The sequence below is a fragment of the Pseudomonas sp. PS01301 genome, assembly GCF_029960215.1.
Classification (GTDB): Bacteria; Pseudomonadota; Gammaproteobacteria; order Pseudomonadales; family Pseudomonadaceae; genus Aquipseudomonas; species Aquipseudomonas coleopterorum.
The window spans coordinates 77,731-102,586 of the sequence record NZ_JASCPM010000009.1 but is presented as its reverse complement, the minus strand read 5'-3'; the positions used below and the strand labels follow the sequence as shown (position 1 = coordinate 102,586).

22 protein-coding genes are annotated in these 24,856 nt (G+C 61.9%); 12 read left to right on the top strand and 10 right to left on the bottom strand.

From position 1 onward, the window contains the following. The first annotated feature begins 104 nt into the window (after nucleotides 1-104). The 6 genes from tig to QMX89_RS07080 all read left to right on the top strand — a co-directional run bounded on the left by tig (nucleotide 105) and on the right by QMX89_RS07080 (nucleotide 8,551). Entirely contained in the window at nucleotides 105-1,415 is a 1,311-nt protein-coding gene (gene tig / locus QMX89_RS07105; RefSeq protein ID WP_049858851.1) for a trigger factor, read from the top strand. Nucleotides 1,416-1,506: 91 nt separating this feature from the next. Then, a complete protein-coding gene (gene clpP / locus QMX89_RS07100; protein ID WP_049858850.1) occupies nucleotides 1,507-2,142 on the top strand; it encodes an ATP-dependent Clp endopeptidase proteolytic subunit ClpP in 636 nt (211 codons plus the stop codon). A gap of 112 nt (nucleotides 2,143-2,254) precedes the next feature. Next, nucleotides 2,255-3,541, top strand: coding sequence for an ATP-dependent Clp protease ATP-binding subunit ClpX (gene clpX, locus QMX89_RS07095; protein WP_049858849.1), 1,287 nt, complete (start codon nucleotides 2,255-2,257; stop codon nucleotides 3,539-3,541). Between the two features lie 151 nt (nucleotides 3,542-3,692). Beyond that, nucleotides 3,693-6,089, top strand: a complete 2,397-nt coding sequence (gene lon / locus QMX89_RS07090; protein WP_282347606.1) for an endopeptidase La — start codon at nucleotides 3,693-3,695, stop codon at nucleotides 6,087-6,089. Between the two features lie 143 nt (nucleotides 6,090-6,232). Further along, nucleotides 6,233-6,505, top strand: a complete 273-nt coding sequence (locus QMX89_RS07085; protein ID WP_049858847.1) for an HU family DNA-binding protein — start codon at nucleotides 6,233-6,235, stop codon at nucleotides 6,503-6,505. A 171-nt stretch (nucleotides 6,506-6,676) separates the two neighbouring features. Continuing rightward, nucleotides 6,677-8,551, top strand: coding sequence for a SurA N-terminal domain-containing protein (locus tag QMX89_RS07080; protein ID WP_049858846.1), 1,875 nt, complete (start codon nucleotides 6,677-6,679; stop codon nucleotides 8,549-8,551). A 183-nt stretch (nucleotides 8,552-8,734) separates the two neighbouring features. Here QMX89_RS07080 and fabI read toward each other — a convergent pair whose 3' ends face one another. The 8 genes from fabI to gloB form a co-directional block, all read right to left on the bottom strand. After that, nucleotides 8,735-9,529 (bottom strand): enoyl-ACP reductase FabI, encoded by a 795-nt coding sequence (gene fabI / locus QMX89_RS07075; RefSeq protein WP_043185915.1) that lies wholly within the window; start codon nucleotides 9,527-9,529, stop codon nucleotides 8,735-8,737. Between the two features lie 18 nt (nucleotides 9,530-9,547). Then, complete coding sequence (locus QMX89_RS07070) at nucleotides 9,548-11,158, bottom strand: ABC transporter ATP-binding protein (protein ID WP_282347604.1); 1,611 nt, start codon at nucleotides 11,156-11,158, stop codon at nucleotides 9,548-9,550. 1 nt (nucleotide 11,159) lies between these two features. Further along, a complete protein-coding gene (locus QMX89_RS07065) occupies nucleotides 11,160-12,179 on the bottom strand; it encodes an ABC transporter permease (RefSeq protein WP_049858843.1) in 1,020 nt (339 codons plus the stop codon). Between the two features lies 1 nt (nucleotide 12,180). Then, nucleotides 12,181-13,254 (bottom strand): microcin C ABC transporter permease YejB, encoded by a 1,074-nt coding sequence (locus QMX89_RS07060; protein WP_049858842.1) that lies wholly within the window; start codon nucleotides 13,252-13,254, stop codon nucleotides 12,181-12,183. Between the two features lies 1 nt (nucleotide 13,255). Then, a complete protein-coding gene (locus tag QMX89_RS07055; protein ID WP_049858841.1) occupies nucleotides 13,256-15,088 on the bottom strand; it encodes an extracellular solute-binding protein in 1,833 nt (610 codons plus the stop codon). Beyond that, nucleotides 15,085-16,917, bottom strand: coding sequence for an extracellular solute-binding protein (locus QMX89_RS07050; protein WP_282347603.1), 1,833 nt, complete (start codon nucleotides 16,915-16,917; stop codon nucleotides 15,085-15,087). The genes QMX89_RS07055 and QMX89_RS07050 overlap by 4 nt, the downstream gene beginning before the upstream one ends. Before the next feature lie 138 nt (nucleotides 16,918-17,055). Beyond that, entirely contained in the window at nucleotides 17,056-18,501 is a 1,446-nt protein-coding gene (locus tag QMX89_RS07045) for a lytic transglycosylase domain-containing protein (protein WP_282347602.1), read from the bottom strand. Nucleotides 18,502-18,600: 99 nt separating this feature from the next. Next, nucleotides 18,601-19,380 carry a hydroxyacylglutathione hydrolase gene (gene gloB, locus QMX89_RS07040; RefSeq protein WP_282347600.1) on the bottom strand — a complete coding sequence of 260 codons (780 nt, stop codon included), beginning with the start codon at nucleotides 19,378-19,380 and terminating at the stop codon, nucleotides 18,601-18,603. 81 nt (nucleotides 19,381-19,461) lie between these two features. On the opposite strand from gloB, the gene QMX89_RS07035 reads away from it, so the two are divergent. The 4 genes from QMX89_RS07035 (at nucleotide 19,462) to QMX89_RS07020 (ending at nucleotide 22,142) form a co-directional block, all read left to right on the top strand. Continuing rightward, the gene (locus QMX89_RS07035) at nucleotides 19,462-20,232 is read left to right on the top strand and encodes a methyltransferase domain-containing protein (protein ID WP_049858837.1); all 771 of its coding nucleotides are present in this window, start codon (nucleotides 19,462-19,464) and stop codon (nucleotides 20,230-20,232) included. Further along, nucleotides 20,232-20,684 carry a ribonuclease HI gene (gene rnhA, locus QMX89_RS07030; RefSeq protein ID WP_043185945.1) on the top strand — a complete coding sequence of 151 codons (453 nt, stop codon included), beginning with the start codon at nucleotides 20,232-20,234 and terminating at the stop codon, nucleotides 20,682-20,684. The genes QMX89_RS07035 and rnhA overlap by 1 nt, the downstream gene beginning before the upstream one ends. Nucleotides 20,685-20,834: 150 nt before the next feature. Further along, nucleotides 20,835-21,566, top strand: coding sequence for a DNA polymerase III subunit epsilon (gene dnaQ / locus QMX89_RS07025; protein ID WP_282347597.1), 732 nt, complete (start codon nucleotides 20,835-20,837; stop codon nucleotides 21,564-21,566). An 18-nt stretch (nucleotides 21,567-21,584) separates the two neighbouring features. Continuing rightward, nucleotides 21,585-22,142, top strand: a complete 558-nt coding sequence (locus QMX89_RS07020) for a GNAT family N-acetyltransferase (protein WP_282347596.1) — start codon at nucleotides 21,585-21,587, stop codon at nucleotides 22,140-22,142. On the opposite strand, the gene QMX89_RS07015 is transcribed toward QMX89_RS07020, so the two are convergent. Beyond that, entirely contained in the window at nucleotides 22,125-23,027 is a 903-nt protein-coding gene (locus QMX89_RS07015) for a LysR family transcriptional regulator (RefSeq protein WP_282347595.1), read from the bottom strand. The genes QMX89_RS07020 and QMX89_RS07015 overlap by 18 nt on opposite strands. 61 nt (nucleotides 23,028-23,088) lie before the next feature. After that, nucleotides 23,089-23,298, bottom strand: coding sequence for a hypothetical protein (locus QMX89_RS07010; RefSeq protein WP_043185963.1), 210 nt, complete (start codon nucleotides 23,296-23,298; stop codon nucleotides 23,089-23,091). A 175-nt stretch (nucleotides 23,299-23,473) separates the two neighbouring features. Between QMX89_RS07010 and QMX89_RS07005 the strand changes: the two genes are divergently transcribed. Beyond that, on the top strand, nucleotides 23,474-24,025 hold the full coding sequence (locus tag QMX89_RS07005; protein WP_056843571.1) for an NAD(P)H-dependent oxidoreductase: 552 nt from the start codon (nucleotides 23,474-23,476) through the stop codon (nucleotides 24,023-24,025). Between the two features lie 113 nt (nucleotides 24,026-24,138). Continuing rightward, a complete protein-coding gene (locus QMX89_RS07000) occupies nucleotides 24,139-24,843 on the top strand; it encodes a YebC/PmpR family DNA-binding transcriptional regulator (protein ID WP_282347593.1) in 705 nt (234 codons plus the stop codon). Nucleotides 24,844-24,856 lie beyond the last annotated feature (13 nt).

The following is a 24,856-nucleotide window of genomic DNA, read 5'->3' as shown; positions in this document are numbered from 1 at the left end:
ATCCATGTGCATAGGGTGACTTCTTGAGTTCGAGCCACTAGAATGCTTGCCCTTGATCTGGGGTCGGAAATGGCCGGCTAACGTCTGTGCAACGAGGAAAATCCATGCAAGTTTCTGTTGAAAACACTTCCGCTCTCGAGCGCCGCATGACCATCGGCGTTCCCGCCGAGCGCATCGAGGCCGAAGTCAACAAGCGTCTGCAACAGACCGCCCGTAACGCCAAGATCCCGGGCTTCCGTCCAGGCAAGGTGCCTATGAGCGTCATCCGTCAGCGCTACGAGGCTGACGCGCGCCAGGAAGCTCTGGGCAACGTCATCCAGGCTTCCTTCTATGAAGCCGTGGTCGAGCACAAGCTCAACCCAGCCGGCGCACCCGCCGTCGAGCCGAAAGTGTTCGAGAAGGGCAAGGATCTGGAATACATCGCTACCTTTGAAGTGTTCCCCGAATTCGAAGTCGGCGCGTTCGACAGCATCGAAGTCGAGCGCCTGAGCGCCGACGTCGCCGACAGCGACCTGGACAACATGCTCGAAGTGCTGCGCAAGCAGAACGTGCGTTACGAGCAGGTCGAGCGCGCTGCCCAGACCGAAGACCAGCTGAACATCGACTTCGTCGGCAAGATCGAAGGCGAGGCGTTCTCCGGTGGTTCGGCCAGCGGTACCCAGCTGGTACTGGGTTCGGGCCGCATGATTCCCGGTTTCGAAGACGGTCTGGTCGGCGCCAAGGCCGGTGAAGAGAAGGTGCTGAACCTGAACTTCCCCGAGGACTACCAGAACCTCGAGCTGGCCGGCAAGGCCGCCGAGTTCACCGTCACCGTCAACAGCGTTTCCGAGGCCAAGCTGCCTGAGCTGAACGAAGAGTTCTTCGGCCAGTTCGGCATCAAGGAAACCGGTCTCGACGGCTTCCGCGCCGAAGTTCGCAAGAACATGGAGCGCGAGCTGCGTCAGGCCATCAAGGCCAAGATCAAGAATCAGGTCATGGACGGTCTGGTATCGACCAACCCGATCGAAGTGCCCAAGGCGCTGCTGGACAACGAAGTCGACCGTCTGCGCGTTCAAGCCGTGCAGCAGTTCGGTGGCAACATCAAGCCCGACCAACTGCCGGCCGAGCTGTTCACCGAACAGGCCAAGCGCCGCGTCGTGCTGGGCCTGATCGTCGCCGAAGTGGTCAAGCAGAACGAGCTCAAGCCTGACGAAGCACGCGTACGCGAGCTGATCCAGGAAATGGCCTCGGCCTACCAGGAGCCCGAGCAAGTTGTATCGTGGTACTACAAAAATGACGAGCAGCTGAACGAAGTCCGTTCGGTTGTGCTGGAAGAACAAGTTGTGGATACTGTTCTGCAGAAGGCTAAGGTGACCGATAAAGCGGTCTCTTACGAAGAAGCAGTCAAACCGGCGGAAGCAGCACAAGCCGACTGATTGTCCAACTCGTTGGAAATTCAACCACAAGCCAGCCTCGCGCTGGCTTGTGCGTTTTCAAGACATGACTATTTGGGAGTAACTGCAGAGCATGTTCCGTAATTCCTATATTCAGCAGAACTCTGATATCCAGGCCGCTGGCGGCCTGGTCCCGATGGTTGTCGAGCAATCCGCTCGTGGCGAACGCGCCTACGATATCTACTCACGCCTGCTAAAGGAGCGAGTGATCTTTCTGGTTGGCCCGGTAGAGGACTACATGGCCAACCTGATCTGTGCGCAGCTGCTGTTCCTTGAGGCGGAAAACCCGGACAAGGACATCCATCTCTACATCAACTCCCCAGGCGGTTCGGTCACTGCAGGCATGTCGATCTACGACACCATGCAGTTCATCAAGCCGAACGTGTCGACCACCTGCATTGGCCAAGCCTGCAGCATGGGCGCATTCCTGCTGACCGCCGGTGCCGAAGGCAAGCGTTTCTGCCTGCCGAACTCACGCGTGATGATTCACCAGCCACTGGGCGGCTTCCAGGGCCAGGCGTCGGACATCGAAATCCATGCCAAGGAAATCCTGTTTATCCGTGAGCGTCTCAACGCGCTGATGGCCAAGCACAGCGGGCGCACTCTGGAAGAAATCGAGCGCGACACCAACCGCGACAACTTCATGAGTGCCGAAGCTGCGCAAGCCTATGGCCTGATCGACAAAGTGATTGACCGTCGCCCCGCTTAACATGAGCCGCTCAAAATAGGGCTGGTTGGCATGCCCGACCATTGCCGGGCTTGAAAAAGCCCGCAATAGCCTTCATCTTGTGTTGCAAGCCTATCGGATTTGGATCGATCGAATGACTGACACCCGCAACGGCGAGGACAACGGCAACAAGCTGCTCTATTGCTCCTTCTGTGGCAAAAGCCAGCATGAAGTGCGCAAATTGATTGCCGGCCCCTCGGTCTTTATCTGCGACGAGTGCGTCGACCTGTGCAACGACATCATCCGCGAGGAGGTGCAGGAAGCCCAGGCCGAGAGCAGCGCGCATAAATTGCCCTCGCCCAAAGAAATAAGCGGCATCCTGGATCAGTATGTGATTGGCCAGGAGCGCGCCAAGAAGGTTCTCGCGGTAGCGGTGTACAACCACTACAAGCGCTTGAACCAGCGTGACAAGAAGAATGACGACGTAGAGCTCGGCAAGAGCAACATCCTGCTGATCGGCCCGACCGGTTCGGGCAAGACGCTGCTGGCCGAAACCCTGGCTCGCCTGCTCAACGTCCCGTTCACCATCGCCGATGCCACCACCCTGACCGAAGCCGGTTACGTGGGTGAGGACGTCGAGAACATCATTCAGAAGCTGCTGCAGAAGTGCGACTACGATGTCGAGAAGGCCCAGATGGGCATCGTCTACATCGACGAAATCGACAAGATTTCGCGCAAGTCGGACAACCCGTCCATCACTCGTGACGTTTCGGGCGAAGGCGTGCAGCAGGCGCTGTTGAAGCTGATCGAGGGCACGGTTGCCTCGGTACCGCCTCAGGGTGGTCGCAAGCATCCTCAGCAGGAGTTTCTGCAGGTCGACACGCGCAACATCCTGTTCATCTGCGGTGGCGCATTCTCCGGCCTGGAGAAGGTCATCCAGAATCGCTCCACCCAGGGCGGTATCGGTTTCAGTGCCCAGGTGCGCAGCAAGCAGGAAGGCAAGAAGGTTGGCGAGTCGCTGCGCGAAGTCGAACCCGATGACCTGGTCAAATTCGGTTTGATTCCCGAGTTCGTCGGTCGTCTGCCGGTGCTGGCTACCCTGGATGAGCTGGACGAAGCGGCACTGATCCAGATTCTCACCGAACCCAAGAACGCGCTGACCAAGCAATACGGCAAGCTGTTCGAAATGGAAGGTGTGGATCTCGAGTTCCGTACCGACGCGTTGAAATCGGTTGCCCGTCGCGCGCTCGAGCGCAAGACCGGTGCCCGTGGCCTGCGTTCGATCCTGGAAGGCATTCTGCTCGACACCATGTACGAGATTCCTTCGCAGACGGATGTCAGCAAAGTGGTCATCGACGAAAGCGTGATCGAAGGGACGTCCAAGCCGCTGTTGATCTACGAAAACAGCGAGCCGCCGGCGAAGGCTGCACCCGACGCCTGATCGAAAATCTGAGCTGAAACAAGGAAGGGGCCTACGGGCCCTTTTCGTTTTTCAGACAGCGAACTTGTTTTTTGCCGGGCAAGCCCCCACATTGAAGGCATGTTCAATTCCATCTGTTTACGGCCTTCGGGGCCGCTGTAGAGGCGAAATCATGAAGACAACCATCGAATTGCCTCTCCTGCCATTGCGCGATGTCGTCGTCTATCCGCACATGGTCATCCCGCTGTTTGTGGGTCGTGAGAAGTCCATCGAAGCCCTCGAGGCGGCGATGTCGGGCGAAAAGCAGATCCTTTTGCTCGCGCAGAAGAATCCCGCCGATGACGATCCAGGTGAAGACGCCTTGTACCGTGTCGGCACTGTCGCCACCGTCCTGCAGTTGCTCAAACTGCCCGATGGCACTGTCAAGGTGCTGGTCGAAGGCGAGCAGCGCGGCCGTGTCGAGCAGTTCCTGGAGATCGACGGCCACGTGCGTGCCGAAGTGCAGTTGATCGACGAGGTCGACGCTCCGGATCGCGAGTCTGAAGTGTTCGTGCGCACCTTGCTGGGCCAGTTCGAGCAGTACGTGCAGCTGGGCAAGAAGGTTCCGGCCGAAGTACTGTCCTCGCTCAACAGCATCGATGAGCCCGGTCGCCTGGTCGACACCATGGCCGCGCACATGGCGCTGAAGATCGAACAGAAGCAGGAAATACTCGAAATCATCGAACTGCCTGCGCGTGTCGAGCATGTGCTGGCCCTGCTGGATGCCGAGATCGACCTGCTGCAGGTCGAGAAGCGCATTCGCGGACGGGTCAAGAAGCAGATGGAGCGCAGCCAGCGCGAGTACTATCTGAACGAGCAGATGAAGGCCATTCAGAAAGAGCTGGGCGACGGTGAGGAAGGGCACAACGAAGTCGAAGAGCTGAAAAAGCGCATCGATGCGGCGGGCCTGCCCAAGGACGCCCTGGCCAAGGCCACGGCTGAGTTGAACAAGCTCAAGCAGATGTCGCCGATGTCGGCGGAAGCGACCGTGGTGCGCACCTACATCGACTGGCTGGTGCAGGTGCCATGGCAGGCGCAGAGTAAGGTGCGTCTGGACCTGGCGCGCGCTGAAAGCATCCTCGATGCCGACCACTACGGTCTGGAAGAGGTCAAGGAACGTATCCTTGAATACCTCGCCGTGCAGAAGCGGGTGAAGAAGATCCGCGGTCCGGTGCTGTGCCTGGTAGGGCCGCCGGGTGTGGGCAAGACTTCCCTGGCCGAATCCATCGCTCATGCCACCAACCGCAAGTTCGTGCGCATGGCCCTGGGTGGCGTGCGTGACGAGGCCGAGATTCGGGGTCACCGTCGCACCTACATCGGCTCGATGCCCGGTCGCCTGATCCAGAAGATGACCAAGGTGGGCGTTCGCAACCCGCTGTTCCTGCTCGACGAGATCGACAAGATGGGCGGCGACATGCGCGGCGATCCGGCCTCGGCGTTGCTGGAGGTGCTGGATCCGGAGCAGAACCACAACTTCAACGACCATTACCTGGAAGTGGATTACGACCTTTCGGACGTGATGTTCCTGTGCACCTCGAACTCGATGAACATCCCGCCGGCGCTGCTCGACCGCATGGAAGTCATCCGTCTTCCGGGCTACACCGAAGACGAGAAGATCAATATCGCGATCAAGTACCTGTCGCCCAAGCAGATCGAAGCCAACGGCCTGAAGAAGACCGAGGTCGAGATCGAGGTCGATGCGATTCGCGACATCATCCGTTACTACACCCGCGAGGCGGGCGTGCGTGGACTGGAACGTCAGATTGCCAAGATCTGCCGCAAGGTGGTGAAAGAGCATGCGCACCTGAAGAAATTCACGGTCAAGGTCACGCCCGATTCGCTGGATCACCTGCTGGGCGTGCGCAAGTTCCGCTACGGTCTGGCCGAGCAGCAGGATCAGGTCGGTCAGGTCACCGGCCTTGCGTGGACTCAAGTGGGCGGTGAGTTGCTGACCATCGAAGCGGCAGTCATCCCAGGCAAGGGCCAGTTGATCAAAACCGGTTCGCTGGGTGACGTGATGGTCGAATCCATCACTGCGGCGCAGACGGTGGTGCGCAGCCGTGCCAAGAGCCTGGGAATCGCCGCGGACTTCCACGAGAAGCACGACACGCATATCCACATGCCCGAAGGTGCGACCCCCAAGGATGGCCCGAGCGCCGGTGTCGGCATGTGCACCGCACTGGTCTCGGCGCTGACCCAGATTCCGGTACGCGCCGATGTCGCCATGACCGGCGAAATCACCTTGCGTGGCCAGGTATTGGCCATCGGCGGGCTGAAGGAGAAGTTGCTGGCGGCCCATCGTGGTGGAATCAAGACGGTAATCATCCCTGAAGAAAACGTGCGCGATCTCAAGGAAATTCCCGACAATATCAAGCAGGATCTGCAGATTAAACCTGTTAAATGGATTGACGAAGTCCTGCAAATTGCGCTGCAATACGCGCCGGAGCCCTTGCCCGATGTGGCTCCCGAGATTGTCGCCAAGGATGAGAAACGCGATACGGATTCCAAGGAACGAATCAGCACGCATTGAGCCTTGATTTGACTGGGTGGCTTTCTTGACAGCTTTTTTGAGCCCTTGTTATAAAGCGGCACTTGCTGTGTCGACAGCCACCCGGCGCACGTTTCACCACATACTTAGAAACAACTCAAAATATCGATATAAGGGGACTTATAGTGAACAAGTCGGAACTGATTGACGCAATCGCCGCATCTGCTGATATCTCCAAAGCTACAGCTGGCAAGGCGCTGGACGCCGTGATCGAATCCGTGACGGGTGCCCTGAAATCCGGTGATTCGGTTGTGTTGGTAGGTTTCGGTACGTTCTCCGTGACTGATCGCCCAGCGCGTACCGGTCGCAACCCGCAAACCGGCAAGGCCCTGGAAATCGCGGCTGCCAAGAAGCCCAGCTTCAAAGCCGGTAAAGCCCTGAAAGAAGCTGTCAACTAAGCTTCGGCTACGCCTTTGCTACCTGCTGCCAGGCAATGCCGGCAACAGGAGTGGAGCTGAGCAAGCTCCGCGAGTTACGAGAAGGCGCATCCTCGGATGCGCCTTTCTTCTATCCGGATTCCTATTACTCTCCGCGGTCGCTCTATCTGTACGGCCGTTTTCGGGGGATGCATGCTGCAGAACATCAGGGATAACTCCCAGGGCTGGATTGCCAAGACCATCATCGGTTTGATCATCGTATTGATGGCGCTGACCGGTTTCGACGCGATCTTCCAGGCCGCCAGCCATAGCCAGGACGCTGCAAAGGTCAACGGTGACGAGATCACCTTGAACGAACTCAGTCAGGCGACCGAGATGCAACGTCGCCAACTGATGCAACAGTTGGGCAAGGATTTCGATCCAGCCCTGCTCGACGACAAGATGCTGCGCGAAGCGGCCCTCAAGGGTCTGATCGATCGCAAGCTGCTGCTGCAAGGTGCCCATGACGCCAAGTTCGCCTTCTCCGAAGGTGCGCTCGACCAGATCATGCTGCAGACGCCTGAATTCCAGGTCGACGGCAAATTCAGCGCCGAACGCTTCGATCAGGTCATTCGCCAGATGGGCTACGGCCGTCTGCAGTTCCGTCAGATGCTCTCCGAAGAGATGCTCATCGGCCAGCTGCGTGCCGGCCTGGCGGGCAGCAGCTTCGTGACCGACGAGCAGGTTGCCGCGTTCGCTCGCCTCGAGAAGCAGACCCGTGATTTCGCTTCGCTGACGTTCAAAGCAGACCCGTCGGCGACCAAGGTCACCGACGACGAGGTCAAGGCGCATTACGACGAACACGCCAAGGAGTTCATGAGCCCTGATCAGGTGGTCATCGACTACGTCGAGCTGAAGAAGTCTTCGTTCTTCGACCAGGTCACCGTGAAGGACGAGGATCTTCAGGACGCCTACCAGAAAGAGATCGCCAACCTGTCCGAGCAGCGTCGTGCCGCGCACATTCTGATCGAGGTCAATGACAAGCTCGATGACGCGCAGGCCAAGGCCAAGATCGAGGAAGTGCAGGCACGTCTGGAGAAGGGTGAGGACTTTGCCAAGCTGGCCAAGGAAGTCTCCCAGGATCCAGGCTCGGCCAGCAATGGCGGTGACCTCGGTTTCGCCGGCAATGGCGTGTACGACCCGGCGTTCGAAACCGCGCTCAATGCCCTGAGCAAGGGCCAGGTTTCGGCGCCGGTGCGCACCGATTTCGGCTGGCACCTGATCAAGCTTGAAGACGTGCAGGCTCCGGACGTACCGACCTTCGCCAGCCTCAAGGCCAAGCTGACCAGCGACCTGAAGACTCAGGAAGTTGAACAGCGCTTCGTGACCGCCACCAAGCAACTGGAAGACTCGGCGTTCGAAGCCTCGGACCTGGGGCAGCCTGCGCAGGAGTTGGGCCTCAAGGTCCACACGTCCGAGCCGTTCGGCAAGGAAGGCGGCAGCCAGGGCGTGACTGCCAGCCGTGCCGTGGTGCAGGCCGCATTCAGCCCTGAAGTGCTGGAGGAGGGTTCCAACAGCGCTGCGCTGGAGCTGGACCCGGAAACTATGGTTGTGGTGCGCGTGAAGGAGCATCGCAAGCCTGAGCAACTGCCGCTGGAAGCCGTGGCCGGACCGATTCGTGCCGAGCTGGCCAGGCAGCACGCCGCAGCCCAGGTGAAAGCCAAGGGCGAAGCGCTGCTGGCCGGTCTGCGCGACGGCAAGGTGCCGCTGGCGGCCAGTCAGGAAGGTCAGTCCTGGAAAGTGCTGGAAGCGGTCAGCCGCGGCCAGGACGGCATCGAGCCGGCCGAGCTGCAGGCACTGTTCCGTATGCCCAAGCCGCAAGCCAAGGACAAGCCCGAGTTCAGCAGCGTGACGCTGAAGGACGGTAGCTTCGTGGTTCTGCGCCTGGACGGCGTGAACGAAGCTGCGGCGCCTAGCGATGAAGAGAAGACCCAGTACCGTCGCTTCCTGGCGTCGCGCATGGGTCAGCAGGATTTCGCGGCGTACCGCAAGCTGCTGGAAACCAAGGCGGACATCACCAAGTATTGAGGTGATGGATGTTTGAACAAAAGGCCGCGTATGCGGCCTTTTGTTTTTTGGTGGATTCAAGGGCCTCTTCGCGGGCAGAGCCCGCTCCCACATGTCACCACTACTCCTTGCGCCACCGATGAACCGAGCGATAAAAAAACGCCGCTGAAATCAGCGGCGTTTCTTCAACCGACCGAAGCCAGCTTACTCTTCGATATCACCCATGGCGGTGGTGTTGAAGCCGCCGTCCACGTACATGATTTCGCCGCTGATGCCCGACGCCAGGTCGGAGCACAGGAACGCGCCGGCGTTGCCGACTTCGTCGATGGTGACGTTGCGACGCAGCGGGGTCTGCGCTTCGTTGGCGGCCAGCATCTTGCGGAAGTTCTTGATGCCCGAGGCTGCCAGGGTGCGGATCGGGCCGGCCGATACGGCGTTGACGCGAGTGCCTTCCGGGCCCAGGGAGCCGGCCAGGTAGCGCACGCCGGCTTCCAGCGAAGCCTTGGCCATGCCCATGACGTTGTAGTTGGGCATGGTGCGCTCGGCGCCCAGGTACGACAGGGTCAGCAGGCTGCCGTTGCGGCCTTTCATCATTTCGCGACCGGCCTTGGCCAGGGCCACGAAGCTGTAGGCGCTGATGTCGTGAGCGATGCGGAAGCCTTCGCGGGTGGTGGCCTGGGTGAAGTCGCCATCGAGCTGGTCGCCCGGGGCGAAGCCGACGGAGTGAACGATGACGTCCAGGCCGTCCCACTTCTTGCTCAGGGCTTCGAAGACCGAGGCGATTTCAGCATCGCTGGCCACATCGCAAGGGAAGCACAGATCGGCGCTGGAGCCCCAGCCTGCGGCGAATTCCTCGACGCGGCCCTTGAGCTTTTCGTTCTGGTAGGTGAAGGCAAGTTCAGCACCCTCGCGATGCATGGCGGCAGCGATGCCGGATGCGATGGACAGTTTGCTGGCGACACCGACGATCAGGACGCGCTTACCGGCGAGAAAACCCATGTGTTGTTCCTCTTCAGGTTAATCGACAGCCGTTGGGGCCAAAAAGGCTGCTTCCAACAGCTGCTGTGTATAAGGGTGCTGCGGCGCGGCAAAGATCTCCCGCGCCGCCCCTTGTTCGACGACCTGACCGTGCCTGATCACCATCAACTGGTGGCTCAGCGCTTTGACTACCGCCAGATCATGGCTGATAAACAAATAGGTCAGGTTGTATTTCAGTTGCAGTGAACGCAACAGCTCCACTACCTGGCGCTGAACGGTGCGGTCGAGCGCCGATGTGGGCTCGTCCAGCAGGATCAACGCCGGCTTCAAAACCAAGGCCCGGGCAATGGCGATACGTTGCCGCTGCCCGCCGGAGAACTCGTGAGGGTAACGATGCCGGGTCTGTGGGTCCAGCCCAACCTCTTCGAGCGCGGCAATGATAGCCTGTTCCTGCTCGGCTTCGTTGCCGATCTTGTGTATTCGCAGGCCTTCGCCGACGATCTGGCTCACGCTCATCCGCGGGCTGAGGCTGCCGAAGGGGTCTTGGAACACCACCTGCATCTGCTTGCGCAGCGGGCGCACCTGCTGCTGGGGCAGGCCGTCCAGGGCCTCACCCTGAAAGCGGATCGAGCCACGGCTGGCGATCAAGCGCATGATGGCCAGGCCTAGTGTCGACTTGCCCGAGCCACTTTCGCCGACGATGCCCAGGGTCTGGCCACGAGGCAGCTCGAACTGGATGCCGTCGACGGCCTTGACGTGATCCACGGTGCGCCCCAGAAACCCCTTTTTGATGGGAAACCAGACGCGCAGGTCGTCGACCGACAGAATCGGCTCGCCGATCTGCGTTGCCGCAGGCGCTCCGCTGGGTTCGGCCCCCAGCAGCACCTGTGTGTACGGATGCTGTGGTGCACGAAACAATTCTTCGCAGCTAGCCTGTTCGACGATGCGACCGCGCTGCATGACACATACCCGGTGTGCAATTCTCTTCACCAGGTTCAGGTCGTGGCTGATCAGCAGCAGGGCCATGCCCAGTCGGGCCTGCAGTTCCTTGAGCAATTCGAGGATCTTCAGCTGCACCGTCACGTCGAGCGCGGTCGTGGGCTCGTCGGCGATCAGCAATTCAGGTTCGTTGGCCAGGGCCATGGCGATCATCACGCGTTGACGCTGGCCGCCTGACAGCTCGTGTGGCAATGCCTTGAGCCGTTTGTGCGGTTCACCGATGCCGACCAGTTCCAGTAACTGCAGGGTGCGCTGGGTAGCGGCTGCTCCGGTCAGCCCTTTGTGCAGAGCGAGCACTTCGCCGATCTGCTTGCCGATGTTGTGCAGCGGGTTGAGCGAGCTCATCGGCTCTTGGAAAATCATGGCGATGCGATTGCCGCGAATCTGCCTGAGTTGTTTTTCCGGCAGCGTCAACAGATCGCGACCATTGTAGGCAATGGTGCCGCTGGGGTGCTGGGCGAGCGGGTAGGGCAGCAGGCGCAGGATGGAGTGCGCCGTCACCGATTTGCCCGAGCCACTTTCGCCTACCAGCGCCAGGGTTTCGCCCCGGCGGATATCGAAGCTGATGTTCTCGACCACGCGTTGGCGGCTCTCACCGGCGACGAACTCGACGGCCAGGTCGCGGACCTCGATCAGATTGTCCTGGCGCATGTCATTTCCTCGGGTCGAAGGCGTCACGGGCGGATTCGCCGATGAACACCAGCAGGCTGAGCATCAGGGCCAGCACGGTGAAGGCGCTGATGCCCAGCCAGGGCGCTTGCAGGTTGGACTTGCCCTGGGCCACCAGCTCGCCCAGCGACGGTGAGCCGGCAGGCAGGCCGAAGCCGAGAAAATCCAGCGCGGTCAGGGTGCCGATCGCACCGGTGAGGATGAACGGCATGAAGGTCATGGTCGAAACCATGGCGTTGGGCAGGATATGGCGAAACATGATGGCGCCGTTCTGCATGCCCAGCGCGCGGGCGGCGCGCACATACTCCAGGTTGCGGCCACGCAGGAACTCGGCGCGGACTACGTCCACCAGGCTCATCCAGGAAAACAGCAGCATGATGCCCAGCAGCCACCAGAAATTGGGCTGCACGAAGCTGGCCAGGATGATCAGCAGGTACAGCACCGGCAGGCCGGACCAGATTTCCAGAAAACGCTGGCCGGCCAGGTCCACCCAACCGCCATAGAAGCCTTGCAACGCCCCGGCGATCACCCCGATGACCGAGCTGGCGATGGTCAGGGTCAGGGCGAACAGCACCGAAATGCGAAAGCCGTAGATCACCCGCGCGAGCACGTCGCGGCCCTGGTCGTCGGTGCCCAGCCAGTTCTGCGCGGACGGCGGCGCCGGTGCCGGTACGCTGAGGTCGTAGTTGATGCTCTGGTAGCTGAACGGAATCGGTGCCCACAGCGTCCAGCTCTGCTTGGCCGCCAGCAGCTCGCGGATGTAGGGGCTCTTGTAATTGGCTTCCAGGGGAAACTCGCCGCCAAAGGTGGTTTCCGGATAGCGCTTGAAGGCCGGGAAATACCATTCGCCGTCGTAGCGCACCGCGAGCGGTTTGTCGTTGGCAATCAGCTCGGCGCCCAGGCTCAGGCCGAACAGCACCAGGAACAGCCACAGCGACCACCAGCCACGCTTGTTCGCCTTGAACCGCTCGAAGCGGCGTCGGTTGAGGGGAGACAGGTTCATCTCAATGCTCCCGGTGGCCAAAGTCGATGCGTGGATCGACCAGGGTGTAGGTAAGGTCGCCGATCAGTTTCACTACCAGCCCCAACAAGGTAAAGATGAACAGGGTGCCGAACACCACCGGATAGTCACGGTTGATCGCGGCCTCGAAGCTCATCAGGCCCAGACCGTCGAGGGAGAAGATCACCTCCACCAGCAGGGAGCCGGTGAAGAAGATCCCGATGAAGGCCGAGGGGAAGCCGGCGATCACCAGCAACATCGCGTTGCGGAACACATGGCCGTACAGCACACGATGATTACTCAGGCCCTTGGCCTTGGCGGTGACCACGTATTGCTTGCCGATTTCGTCGAGGAAGCTGTTTTTTGTCAGCAGCGTCATGGTGGCGAAGTGGCCGATGACCAGCGCGCTGACCGGCAGCACCAGGTGCCAGAAGTAATCGAGTACCTTGCCGCCCCAGCTCAGCTCCTCGAAATTGTTGGAGGTCAGGCCGCGCAGTGGGAACCAGTCCAGGTAGCTGCCGCCGGCAAACACCACGATCAACAGGATGGCGAACAGGAACGCGGGAATGGCGTAGCCGATGATGATCGCCGAGCTGGTCCAGACGTCGAAATGGCTGCCGTGGCGGGTGGCCTTGGCGATGCCCAGGGGGATCGACACCAGGTACATGATCAAGGTGCTCCACAGGCCCAGCGAGATCGACACCGGCATCTTTTCCACGATCAGGTCGATGACCTTGGCGTCGCGGAAAAAGCTGCTGCCGAAGTCCAGTCGCGCGTAGTTCTTGATCATGATCCACAGGCGTTCGGGGGCCGGCTTGTCGAAGCCGTACATCTTCTCGATTTCCTGCACCAGGGCCGGATCCAGGCCCTGTGCACCGCGGTAACTGGAACCGGCGACCGCCACTTCGGCACCGCCACCGGCGATCCGGTTGGTGGCGCCGTCGAACCCCTCCAGCTTGGCGATCATCTGTTCCACCGGCCCGCCGGGCGCGGCCTGGATGATGGCGAAATTGATGATCAGGATCCCCAATAGCGTGGGGATGATCAGCAGCAGTCGGCGCAGGATGTAGGCCAGCATCTTATGGCGTCCCTGAAGGCGTGGTGGTGACCGCAGGCGTGGCCTGGGGCTTGCTCCACCAGGTTTCCACGCCGATGTCGTAGCGCGGCGTGATGGCGGGGTGGCCGATGTGGTTCCAGTACGCCACGCGCCAGGTCTTGATGTGCCAGTTGGGGACCACGTAGTGGCCCCAGAGCAGTACCCGGTCCAGGGCGCGGGTGTGGTCGATCAGGTCCTGGCGCGAGGAGGCATTGATCAGGCTCTCCACCAGGCTATCGATGGCCGGGTCCTTGAGGCCCATGAAGTTGCGGCTGCCCGGCTTGTCGGCACTGGAGCTGGCCCAGTACTCGCGCTGCTCGTTGCCGGGCGAGGTGGACTGGGCGAAGCTGCCGACCATCATGTCGAAGTCGCGCGAGCGAACCCGGGTGACGTATTGCGAGACATCGACACGCCGGATCACCAGTTCGATGCCCAGATCCGCCAGGTTGCGCTTGTAGGGCAACAGCACCCGGTCGAAGTCGGCCTGGGTCAGCAGGAACTCGATCTTCACCGGTGTGCCCTGGGCATCCACCATCTTGTCGTCGACGATGCGCCAGCCGGCCTCCTGCAGCAGTTTGTAGGCTTGGCGTTGCTGCTCGCGCAGCATGCCGCTGGCGTCGGTGACCGGGTTGCTGAACGGCGTATCGAAGACGCGTTCGGGAATCTGTCCGCGTAGCGGTTCGAGGATGTTCAGTTCGGCCGGGCTGGGCAGCCCGGAAGCCGCCATCTCGGAGTTCTCGAAATAGCTGTCGGTGCGCAGGTAGGCGCCGTTGAACAGTTGCTTGTTGGTCCACTCGAAATCGAACACCAACGCCAGAGCCTCGCGCACGCGCACGTCCTGGAACAGCGGCTTGCGCAGGTTGAAGACGAAGCCTTGCATGCCGGTCGGGTTGCCGTTGGGGATTTCCTCGCGCAACAGGCGTTTCTCGCGAACCGCCGGGATGTCGTAGGCGGTGGCCCAGTTCTTCGCACTGCTTTCCAGCCAGAAGTCGAATTGCCCGGCCTTGCCGGCTTGCAGGGCCACGGTGCTGTCGCGGTAGTACTCGATATCGAGCACATCGAAGTTGAACAGCCCGCGGTTCATCGGCAGGTCGCGGGCCCAGTAGTCCTTGACCCGCTCGTAGCGTATCGAGCGGCCCGCCTTGACCTCGGCAACCTTGTAGGGACCACTGCCCAGGGGGATGTCCAGGCTGCCCTTGGTGAAGTCTCGGCCCTGCCAGAAATGCTTGGGCAGTACCGGCAGCTGACCGAGGATCAGCGGCAGTTCCCGGTTGTTGCTGTGCTTGAACTTGAACAGAACCCGCAGCGGGTCTTCGGCGACGACATCGGCGACATCGGCGTAGTAGCCTCGGTAGAGCGGCGAGCCGCTTTGCATCAGGGTCTGGAAACTGAACACGACGTCTTCGGCGCGCATGGGCTGACCATCGTGGAAACGCGCCTCGGGACGCAGGTAGAAGCGCACCCAACTGTTGTCCGGAGCTTTCTCGATGCGGCCGGCCACCAGGCCGTACTCGGTGAAGGGCTCGTCCAGACTCCGCCGCGCCAGGGTGTCGTAGATCAGGTCTATGTCGTCGGCGGGCACGCCCTTGCTGATGAAGGGGTTGAGGCTGTCGAAGCTGCCCACGCCTTTCTGGCGAAAGGTGCCGCCCTTGGGGGCGTCGGGGTTCACGTAGTCATAGTGCTTGAAGTCCGCAGGGTATTTGGGCGCTTCGTCGTACAGCGTGAGTGCATGCTGCGGCGCGGCGTGCGCCACGCTGGCGGCGATGCACAGCGCGACAGCGCTCAGGGCCTTGCTCAGGGCACGTAAGGGCATCATCGAATCTTCTCCGTAGGCTTGATCCACCAGGCACTCAGGCCCAGGGTGTACGGCGGGGTGGTGACGAAGGCCAACCGGCTGCGGTACGCCAGGCGGTGGTAGTCCAGGTACCAGTTGGCAACCATGTAGTGCTGCGACAGGAGCACGCGGTCGAGCGCCCTGGCGGCGGCCACCTGGTCGTCGCGGCTCTGGGCGGCGAGCGACTGTTCGAGCAGACGGTCGACCACCGGGTTGGCGATGCCTGCGTAATTCTTGCTGCCGCGCACGGCGGCCTGGCTGGAGTGAAAGTACTGCCATTGCTCGAGCCCCGGACTCAGGGTCTGCGGCAGGGTCAGCGAGATCATGTCGAAATCGAACTGGTCCAAGCGCTGCTTGTACTGCGCGCGGTCCACGCTGCGCAGGTTGGCCTGCACGCCGATGCTGGCCAGGTTGGCGACATAGGGGCCCAGGATGCGCTCCAGATTGGAATTGACCAGCAGGATCTCCAGGCGCAGCGGCTGCCCCGCGGCATTGCGCAGGCGGTCGCCCTGCAACGTCCAGCCGGCCTCGCCAAGCAGGTGCAGTGCCTGGCGCAGCGTGGCCCGGGGAATGCCGTTGCCGTCGGTGGCGGGCATGCTTGGCGCCTCAAGGAACAAGGCCGGGCTCAGCGCGCTTTTGTACGCAGACAACAGCAGACGTTCCTTGCCGCTGGGCAGGCCGGTGGCGGCGAATTCACTGTTGGGGTAGTAGCTTTCGGTGCGCCGATAGGCGCCGCTGAACAGGGCGCGGTTGGTCCATTCGAAATCCAGCAGCAGGCCCAGCGCCTCGCGCACGCGTGGATCGCTATAGGCCGGGCGACGGGTATTGAAGAACAGGCCCTGGGTCTGCGTCGGGATCTTGTGGGGGATCTGCGCCTTGATCACGTCGCCGCGGCGCACGGCTGGAAAGTCGTAGCCGTTGGTCCAGTTCTTGGCCTGGTGCTCGATGTAGATGTCGAACTCGCCCGCCTTGAACGCTTCGAAGGCTACGTCGCTGTCCCGGTAGAACTCCACTTCCATGCGGTCGAAGTTGTACTTGCCGCGATTGACCGGCAGGTCCTTGCCCCACCAGTTGCGATCCCGCTCCAGCACCAGCCTTCTGCCCGGCACCACCTGGGTGATCCGATACGGGCCGCTGTTCACCGGCACCTCGAAGGTGGTGGCCTGGAAGTCCCGACCTTGCCAGTAGTGCTTGGGCAGGATCGGCAACTCGCCCAGGCGCAGGATCAGCAGCGGGTTGCCCGAACGCTTGAACACGAAGCGGATCCGCGTGGGGCTCAGCACATCGACCCGCAGCACTTCCTGCAGGTTGGTCCGGTACATCGGATGACCCTGGCTCAACAGCGTTCGGTAGGAGAACGCCACGTCCGCGGTGGTGATCGGATGGCCATCGTTGAAGCGCGCCTGCGGCCTGAGGTTGAACACGACCCAGCTGCGGCTTTCGTTGTATTCCACCGATTGGGCGATGAGGCCGTAGCTGGAGGTGGGTTCATCACCCGAAGGCGCGTATTGCCCGGTGCCGACCATCAACGGCTCGTTCAGCTCGTTGATGCCGTACTGCAGGAAGTTGGCGGTCTGGACTGGGCTGATGCCCTTGAAGGTGTAGGGGTTGAGCGTGTCGAAGGTGCCGAAGGCCATGGTGCGCAAGGTGCCGCCCTTGGGAGCGTCGGCGTTGACCCAATCGAAGTGGCTGAAGCGAGCCGGGTATTTGAGCGATCCGAATTGCGCATAGCCATGGCTCTGGGTGATCGTCGCGTTGGCACAGGTGCTCAACGCAAGGCCCAGCAGGCTGAGAAGGAGGGGACGCATCAATTCATGAATCCGAACCGGTCGGCAATGACTTTGTTGCGCTTACAGTAACAGTTTGTCTCAGCAGGAAGAAGAGTGGTGATGGCATGCGGCCGTCCCTGCAACGTCCGCCAGAGCGGATCGTTGCGGGGTCAGGCGCACTCAGCGACGGTTCAGGTAGACCGTGAGGGTCTGGCCGGGCTTGAGCGCGTGTCCGCTGCGCGGATTCCAGCGCTTGAGGTGCTGCATCTCGACGTTGAAGCGCTTGGCGACCAAGTACAGTGAATCACCCTTGCGCACCTTGTAGGTGGTGGTTTTCTGCGCATCGCTGGCGGCCGACCCAGCCTTGGCTACCACCCGACCCTTGGCTTGTGTCTCGGCCTGCATCACCAGGGTCTGACCAACCTTGAGGTTCTTGCCGGTCAGGCGGTTCCAGCGCTGCAGGTCACGGGTGTCGACCTTGTTCGCCTTGGCGATCGACGCCAGGTTGTCGCCGCGGCGCACGGTGTACGACTTGGGTCGGCTGGGCTGTACCACCGCCACTTCGTCGAAGATACGCTGGGCAGGGGCCAGGGTCAGCAGTTCTTCGGGCTTCATGTTCGACAGGCTGGCGGTCAGCAATTGCGCCTTGGCCGTGGGCACCAGCAGGTGCTGGGTGGGCTCCATGGTCACGCGCTTCTTGAACGCCGGGTTGAGCTGGAACATCTCGTCTTCGTCGATGCCGGCCAGTGCCGCAACGCGCGACAGGTCGACGCGCTGGTTGACCTCCACCACATCGAAGTAAGGTTGGTTGGCGATCGGGTTGAGGTTCACACCGTAGGCTTGAGGCGACTGCACCAGTTCGGCCAGGGCCAGCAGCTTGGGCACGTAGTCACGGGTTTCCTGCGGCAGTGGCAGGTTCCAGTAATCGGTGGGCAGGCCCAGTTTCTCGTTGCGCTCCATGGCCCGGCTGACCGTACCTTCGCCGGCGTTGTAGGCCGCCAGGGCCAGCAGCCAGTCGCCGTTGAACATCTCGTGCAGCTTGCTCAGGTAGTCCAATGCCGCGCCGGTGGAGGCGGTGACATCGCGACGGCCATCGTAGAAGTTGGTCTGGCGCAGGTTGAAGTAGCGACCCGTGGAGGGAATGAACTGCCACAGTCCGGAGGCATCGGAGCGCGAGTAGGCCATGGGGTTGAACGCGCTTTCGATGACTGGCAGCAGGGCCAGCTCCAACGGCATGTCGCGTTCTTCCAGGCGCTCGACGATGTAGTGCATGTACAGGCTGCCGCGACCGCTGGCGCTTTCCAGGAACGACGGGTTGCTGACGAACCACAGGCGCTGCTGCTCGACGCGCGGGTTCATGGCAATGCTGTCTTGCAGCTGGAAACCGTCGCGGATGCGCTCCCACACGTCGTGCGGAGCCTTCTTGGCCTGGGCCTGATTGACGAAGATCGGCTTGGGCCGCACGTGAGCGGTCAGCGCGTGGGGGCGGGCGTCCTGGCCAGTGCCTGAAGAGACGCTCGCCGTGCTCTGGCAACCGGCCAGACCGGCGCACAGGGTGACCGCGATCGCTTGGGCCAGTCGCGTCAATGCGTCGGACTTGAGGGTTGTGCGTATGGATGACGACATTGGCTGGAGGATAGTTCCGCGCGAAAATGTCGGGCGATTCTAGAAAGTGACCGAAGGTCGGTCAACCTTTGAGAAATTTCCGACACAAATCAGCGGCCTTCAGAACTTATCTTTCCAACTACGTAAGGTTGCGAACACCGCCTGCGCCGTGCCATGAGCCGTTCCGGCCCGTTCGTCCGCTTTTTGTTTAACGGATGTTTCAGCAACGCGCAGAAAAGGGTTGGTGCGCTTTTCCAGGCCGATCGAAGTGGGCAGGGTGATAGCGTTGCGCTCACGCAACGCGGTGACCTCTTGCAGCCGCTGAACGATGTCGGGATTGTTGGGCTCCACCGCCACGGCGAATTTCAGGTTGCTCAGGGTGTATTCGTGGGCACTGTAGACCTGAGTGTCGTCGGGCAGTTGGGCCAGGCGCGACAGCGAGGCGTGCATCTGCTGCGGCGTGCCTTCGAACAGGCGACCGCAGCCGGCGGCGAACAGCGTGTCGCCCGGAAACAGCAGGGGCTGGGTATCGCTGGCGTGATAGAAGGCGATATGACCTGCCGTGTGCCCTGGTACGTCGTGCACCTGCAGGTGCAGACCGAGCACGTCCAAGGTGTCGCCGTCGTGCAGCGCGCGGTCGCGGGCCGGTATCGATTCCTGGGCGGGCCCGCTGACCTGGGCGCCGGTGCGGCGCTTGAGCGCTTCGACGCCGCCCACATGATCATTGTGGTGATGGGTGATGAGGATGTCGGTCAGGCGCATGTCGGGGTGGGCGTCCAGCCATCGCTCGACCGGCCCGGCGTCGCCCGGATCCACCACTGCACATTCGCCCGCCGCAGTGTCTTGTAACAACCAGATGTAGTTGTCGGAGAAAGCGTTCAGCGCTTGAATCTGTATCATGGCTCGGTTCGCTTGATTTCGATTAATGGTCCATCTTAGTGCCGCGTCGGCATTAGGTGAACCTCAGCGTGGGAGATCGTCATGACCGATACCGCCTTTGCCCAGGCCGACCCACAGTGGCTGGACCTGATCGGCCAGGCCCGCGAGTGGTTTGCCGGGCCGCATGGCCAGTTGCTGCTGCGTGAGGAGCAGCGCCTGCTCGAGGAAGAGCTGGCGCGTTTCTTCGGTGGCTACCTGGTGCACTACGGCCCCAGCGCCGAGCCGCCACCGGTGGCCGGGCAGATCCACCGCAACGTGCGCATGGGCGCGCCGTTTCCTGGAGTCGAGATCGTCTGCGAGGAACAGGCCTGGCCTCTGGGTGAACACGCCGCCGACGTCGTGGTGCTGCAGCACGGGCTGGATTTCAGTCTGTCGCCCCATGGCCTGCTGCGCGAGGCGGCCAGCGCGGTACGGCCGGGCGGGCACCTGCTGATCGTCGGGATCAACCCGTGGAGCGCCTGGGGCGCACGGCGGGTGTTCGCCAAGGACGCCCTGCACAAGGCCCGCTGCTTCTCCGCCTCGCGGGTCGCCGACTGGCTGAACCTGCTGGGCTTCGGGCTGGAGAAACGCCGGTTCGGGTGTTATCGTCCGCCGCTTGCTTCGCCCAGCTGGCAGGCGCGTCTCGCCGGTCTGGAGCGAGTTGCCGGCAAGTGGCAGAGCGGCGGCGGAGGCTTCTATATATTGGTCGCGCGCAAGATGGTGGTGGGGCTGCGGCCACTGGTGCAGCAACGCCGCGAGCCCATGGGCAAGCTGTTGCCGCTGCCAATGGCCAAGGTCAACCGAGACAATCCGAACATCGATGGAAAAGCCTGATGAGTGACACTGTGGAAATCTTCACCGACGGCGCCTGCAAGGGCAATCCGGGCCCGGGTGGCTGGGGTGCGTTGCTGGTGTGCAAGGGCGTGGAGAAAGAGTTGTGGGGCGGCGAAAGCACCACGACCAACAACCGCATGGAGCTGACCGCTGCCATTCGCGGCCTGCAGGAGCTCAAGCGTGGCTGCAGCGTGCTGCTGGTGACCGACTCCGAATACGTGATGAAAGGCATCAACGAGTGGATGGTCAACTGGAAGAAACGCGGTTGGAAGACCGCCGCCAAGCAGCCGGTCAAGAACGCTGACCTTTGGCAGCAGCTCGATGAACAGGTCAATCGCCATGAAGTGAAATGGCAGTGGGTCCGCGGGCACAATGGCCATCCGGGCAACGAGCGCGCCGATGACCTGGCCAACCGCGGGGTCGATGAAGTGCGGGGGATGCGTCAGGCGTAGCCAGGCAGCCGGTCAGGTAGCCCGAGGCAGGTCGCTGGGAGCGCCTGCCGTGCTGTGCTAGAGTTTCACTGCTCCCGGTTCGATCTTCTCGAACCGACAGCTCTTCGTTTTACCCCCGATTTCCGCTTACCCGCTCGAGAGTTTTTGCCCATGGCCGTTCGTTCCGTAGTATTCGACACCGAAACCACCGGTATGCCGGTCACCGATGGCCATCGCGTGATCGAGATCGGCTGCGTCGAATTGATGGGACGCCGGTTGACCGGGCGCAACTTTCACGTCTACGTGCAGCCTGACCGGCCCAGTGACGAGGGCGCCATTGGCGTGCACGGCATCACTGACGAGTTTCTGGTCGGCAAGCCCCGTTTCGCCGAGGTTGCCGACGAGTTCTACGAATTCATCCAGGGCGCGCAGATCATCGCGCACAACGCGACCTTCGACGTCGGCTTCCTGAACAACGAATTCAAGATCGCCGGCATGCCCGAGCGGGCCAACATTGCCGAGTACTGCACGGTGATCGACAGCCTGGCCATGGCGCGTGAGCGTCATCCGGGGCAGCGCAACAGCCTCGACGCGCTGTGCAAGCGCTACGGCATCGACAACTCGGGGCGCGAACTGCACGGCGCTTTGCTCGACTCGGAGATCCTTGCGGACGTCTACCTGGCCATGACCGGGGGGCAGACCAGCCTGTCGCTGGCCGGCAACGCCAGCGATGGCGACAGCAGCAGCCAGCAGGGCAGCGAGATTCGTCGCCTGCCTGCGGACCGTCGGCAGACGGCGATCATCCGCGCCAGCCAGGCCGAGCTCGACGAGCACATGGCGCGGTTGCAGGTCATCGCCAAAGCCGCCGGAGCCGATGCGCTCTGGACGCAACTGGGCTCATAGGCCACCTCGGCGCACTCGGTGACGTTCTCTGCGCAAGTGTGCATCCGACTGGCCGACGCCAGCTTCGATGACTATGTACTGGGTGCCGATTTCAGTGCCCAGGTGTCTGGCTACGCCTCGCCCGAGCTCAATCGACCGGTAGCCGATTGGCCCCTGAGGTCCATACGGGCCTATCGCAAGGACTATGGCATCGATCCGGCCGAGTTCGCCCGTTATCGCGAGCCCGACACCGGCGGCGCCATCTTCATGGCCTGGCTGGGTGAGAAAGCGGTCGGTCATGTGGTGGTCAGTCGGCACTGGAACAACCTCGCCTATGTCGACGAGCTGGCCGTCGATGCTTCGGCGCGTAACCTGGGTGTGGCCAGGTCGCTGCTGGACGTGGTGCGATTCTGGGCCGTGAAGCAAGGCCTGCCGGGCATCATGCTGGAAACCCAGAACAACAACCTGCCGGCCTGCCGTCTGTACGAGCGCTGCGGTTTCCGGCTGGGCGGCATCGATTACCTGCGTTATCAGGCGATCGATGCGGCCAGCCACGAGACGGCGCTGTTCTGGTATCGGCTATTCGCGGACGGGTAAGAGCAGCGCCTGGGCATTGTGGGCGATGATTTCCAGCAGGGTCTTCTCGGCTGCCGAGCTCGACCCTGCGTTGCGCGTGAGGGCGTACAAGGTCACCGGTACGGCGGGTGACAGTGGGCAGGTGTCCAGCCCTTGATCACGCGCATCTGCCGCAGTGAACGGGTCGACGATGGCCAGGCCTTCGCCGGCTGCGACCATGCTGCGCATCAGCGGATAGGTCTGCACCCGCGTGTGGATTCGCGGCGGCGGATTGAGCGATTGCAGCTTGTGGTCGAGCACCAGGCTCAGCGGATCTTCCCCTTCCAGGCCGATCATCGCCTGTCCCGCCAGCTCATGCAGCGCGATATAGCGATGCTTGGGAGAAAGCCATCCCTGCGGCGCCAGAAGCTGCACCTTGCCCTCGGCCAGGACCTGACTGCTGATGGATGGATGCTGGGGGCAGTGCAGGCTGAGGCCGACGTCGGTCTGGTGCAGCAGCAGGCTGCGCACCATCTCGTCGGTGTTCTGGACTCCCAGGATGCATGGCGTTTCACGGAAGCGTCGGCGCAGGGTCGCGATGCTCTGCGGCAACAACTGGTGCGCCAGGGAGGCCGTGCACACCACGTGCAAACCAGGGTCCTGGTGCTCGCGCAAACCGTCGGCCAGGCGTTGCAAACGTTCGACCTGAGTCTGCACCGCGGCGATGTCGGCCTGCATGCGCAGGGTTTCCGGCGTGGGCTGGAAATGGCCGCGAACCCGTGCGAACAGCAGAAACCCCAGTTGCCGTTCGGCATCGTGCAGGGTCTGCTCCAGGGTTTGCGTGGAGATATCGAGCATCTGCGCAGCGCTCTTGAGTTCGCCGGTCTGGCAGAGCGCCTGGATGATTTCGATGTGGCGCAGTCTCATGCGCAGTCCGTACCAGCTAAGGGTTCGGAAGGTATGCTAACGCAAATCGGTGCACGGGCGATCAAGGGATTCGGATGATTTCCACGCCGCTCTGCACCAGTTGAAAACGGTCTTCGCCCAAGTGATTGACGCGATCGCCGATGGCCAGCTTGTAGGTGGAGGTCGGCGCGCTGCCTTCGACCGCCGGGGTCGATTCCTGAAACTCATGCACCGGGTAGATGCGACCTTCCGCATCGCGTGCATGAAATTGCCCAACCAGCACTGCAGCCATTTTATTTCCAACCTCTGAAGAATTTTGCGCGTATCTCGCTGGCACTGTAGACCTCTGTTTATTCAGGTAGTTTTGCCAGCGAGGAAAAATAGTGCGGGTTCCGGACTGGTGGCGGACAAACCGGGCCAAGTCATCTATAACTACCCCTCGATCAATCCACTACGAGGGTAACGACATGAGCAAGGTCTATTCGGTTGCGGTACTGGTCGGCAGCCTCAGGAAGGATTCCATCAACCGCAAGGTGGCTCTGGCGCTGCAGGCCATGGCGCCTGACAACCTGGCGCTGAAGATCGTCGAAATCGGCGATCTGCCGCTCTACAACGAAGACATCGATGTCACGCCCCCCGCTGCTTATAACACCTTTCGCCAGGCGCTGGGCGAAGCCGATGCCGTGCTCTTCGTCACGCCCGAGTACAACCGCTCGGTGCCGGCGCCGTTGAAGAACGCGATCGACGTGGGTTCGCGCCCCTATGGCCAGAGCCACTTCACCGGCAAACCAGGCGCGGTGATGAGCGTCTCGCCCGGCGCCGTCGGTGGTTTCGGGGCCAACCAGCACCTGCGCCAGTGCATGGTGTTTCTCGACGTGGCGATGATGCAGCAGCCCGAGGCGTACCTGGGGCACGCCGGTGGCCTGTTCGACGAGAACGGGCAGGTGGTGGAGAAGAGCCGGCCATTCCTGCAGGGTTTCATCGATGCGTTCGGGCGCTGGGTCGAACGCGTGGCGTGATGGCGGGCCCGGCGGATTTTGGTCGATCCGCTCCCGGCGGGCAGGTAAACTGCGCCGCAACGCGCGGGCAGCAGTCGCCCGCGCATGGGTCAAGCGAACAAGAGAGCGGGTAAATGGGCGCACAGTGGAAAGCTAAACATCGTGAAGCAGCAGCCAACGCCAAGGGGCGGATCTTCGGCAAGCTGTCCAAGGAAATTTCGATCGCGGCACGTTCCGGTACCGATCCGGACACCAACGCCCGCCTGCGATTGGTGATCGAACAGGCCAAGAAGGCCTCGATGACCCGCGAGACGCTGGAACGCGCCATCAAGAAAGGCGCCGGCGTGGGCGACGATGCGGTCAACTACACGCTGGTCAAGTACGAAGGCTTTGCGCCGCACCAGGTGCCGGTGATCGTCGAGTGCCTGACCGACAACGTCAACCGCACCGTTTCGCAGATTCGCGTGCTGTTTCGCAAGGGCACGCTCGGCGCCGAGGGTTCGGTGTCCTGGGATTTCCATCACTATGGGATGATCGAGGCGACACCGGATTCGGCCGATGTCGATGCCGAGGAAGCGGCCATTGAAGCCGGTGCCCAGGAAGTCGAGGCGGGCGACGAGGGCGCGTTCCTGTTCCTGACCGAGACCACCGATCTGGACGCTGTCTGCAAGGCATTGCCGGGCCAGGGTTTCACCGTGGTGTCGGCGAAGATCGGCTACGTGCCGAAAAACCCGGTGACCCTGGACGACGCCGCGCAGCTGGCCGAAGTGGAGGATTTCCTGGATGCCATCGACGGCAACGACGACGTGCAGAACGTCTATGTAGGCCTGGCCGGCTGATTCAATCGGCACC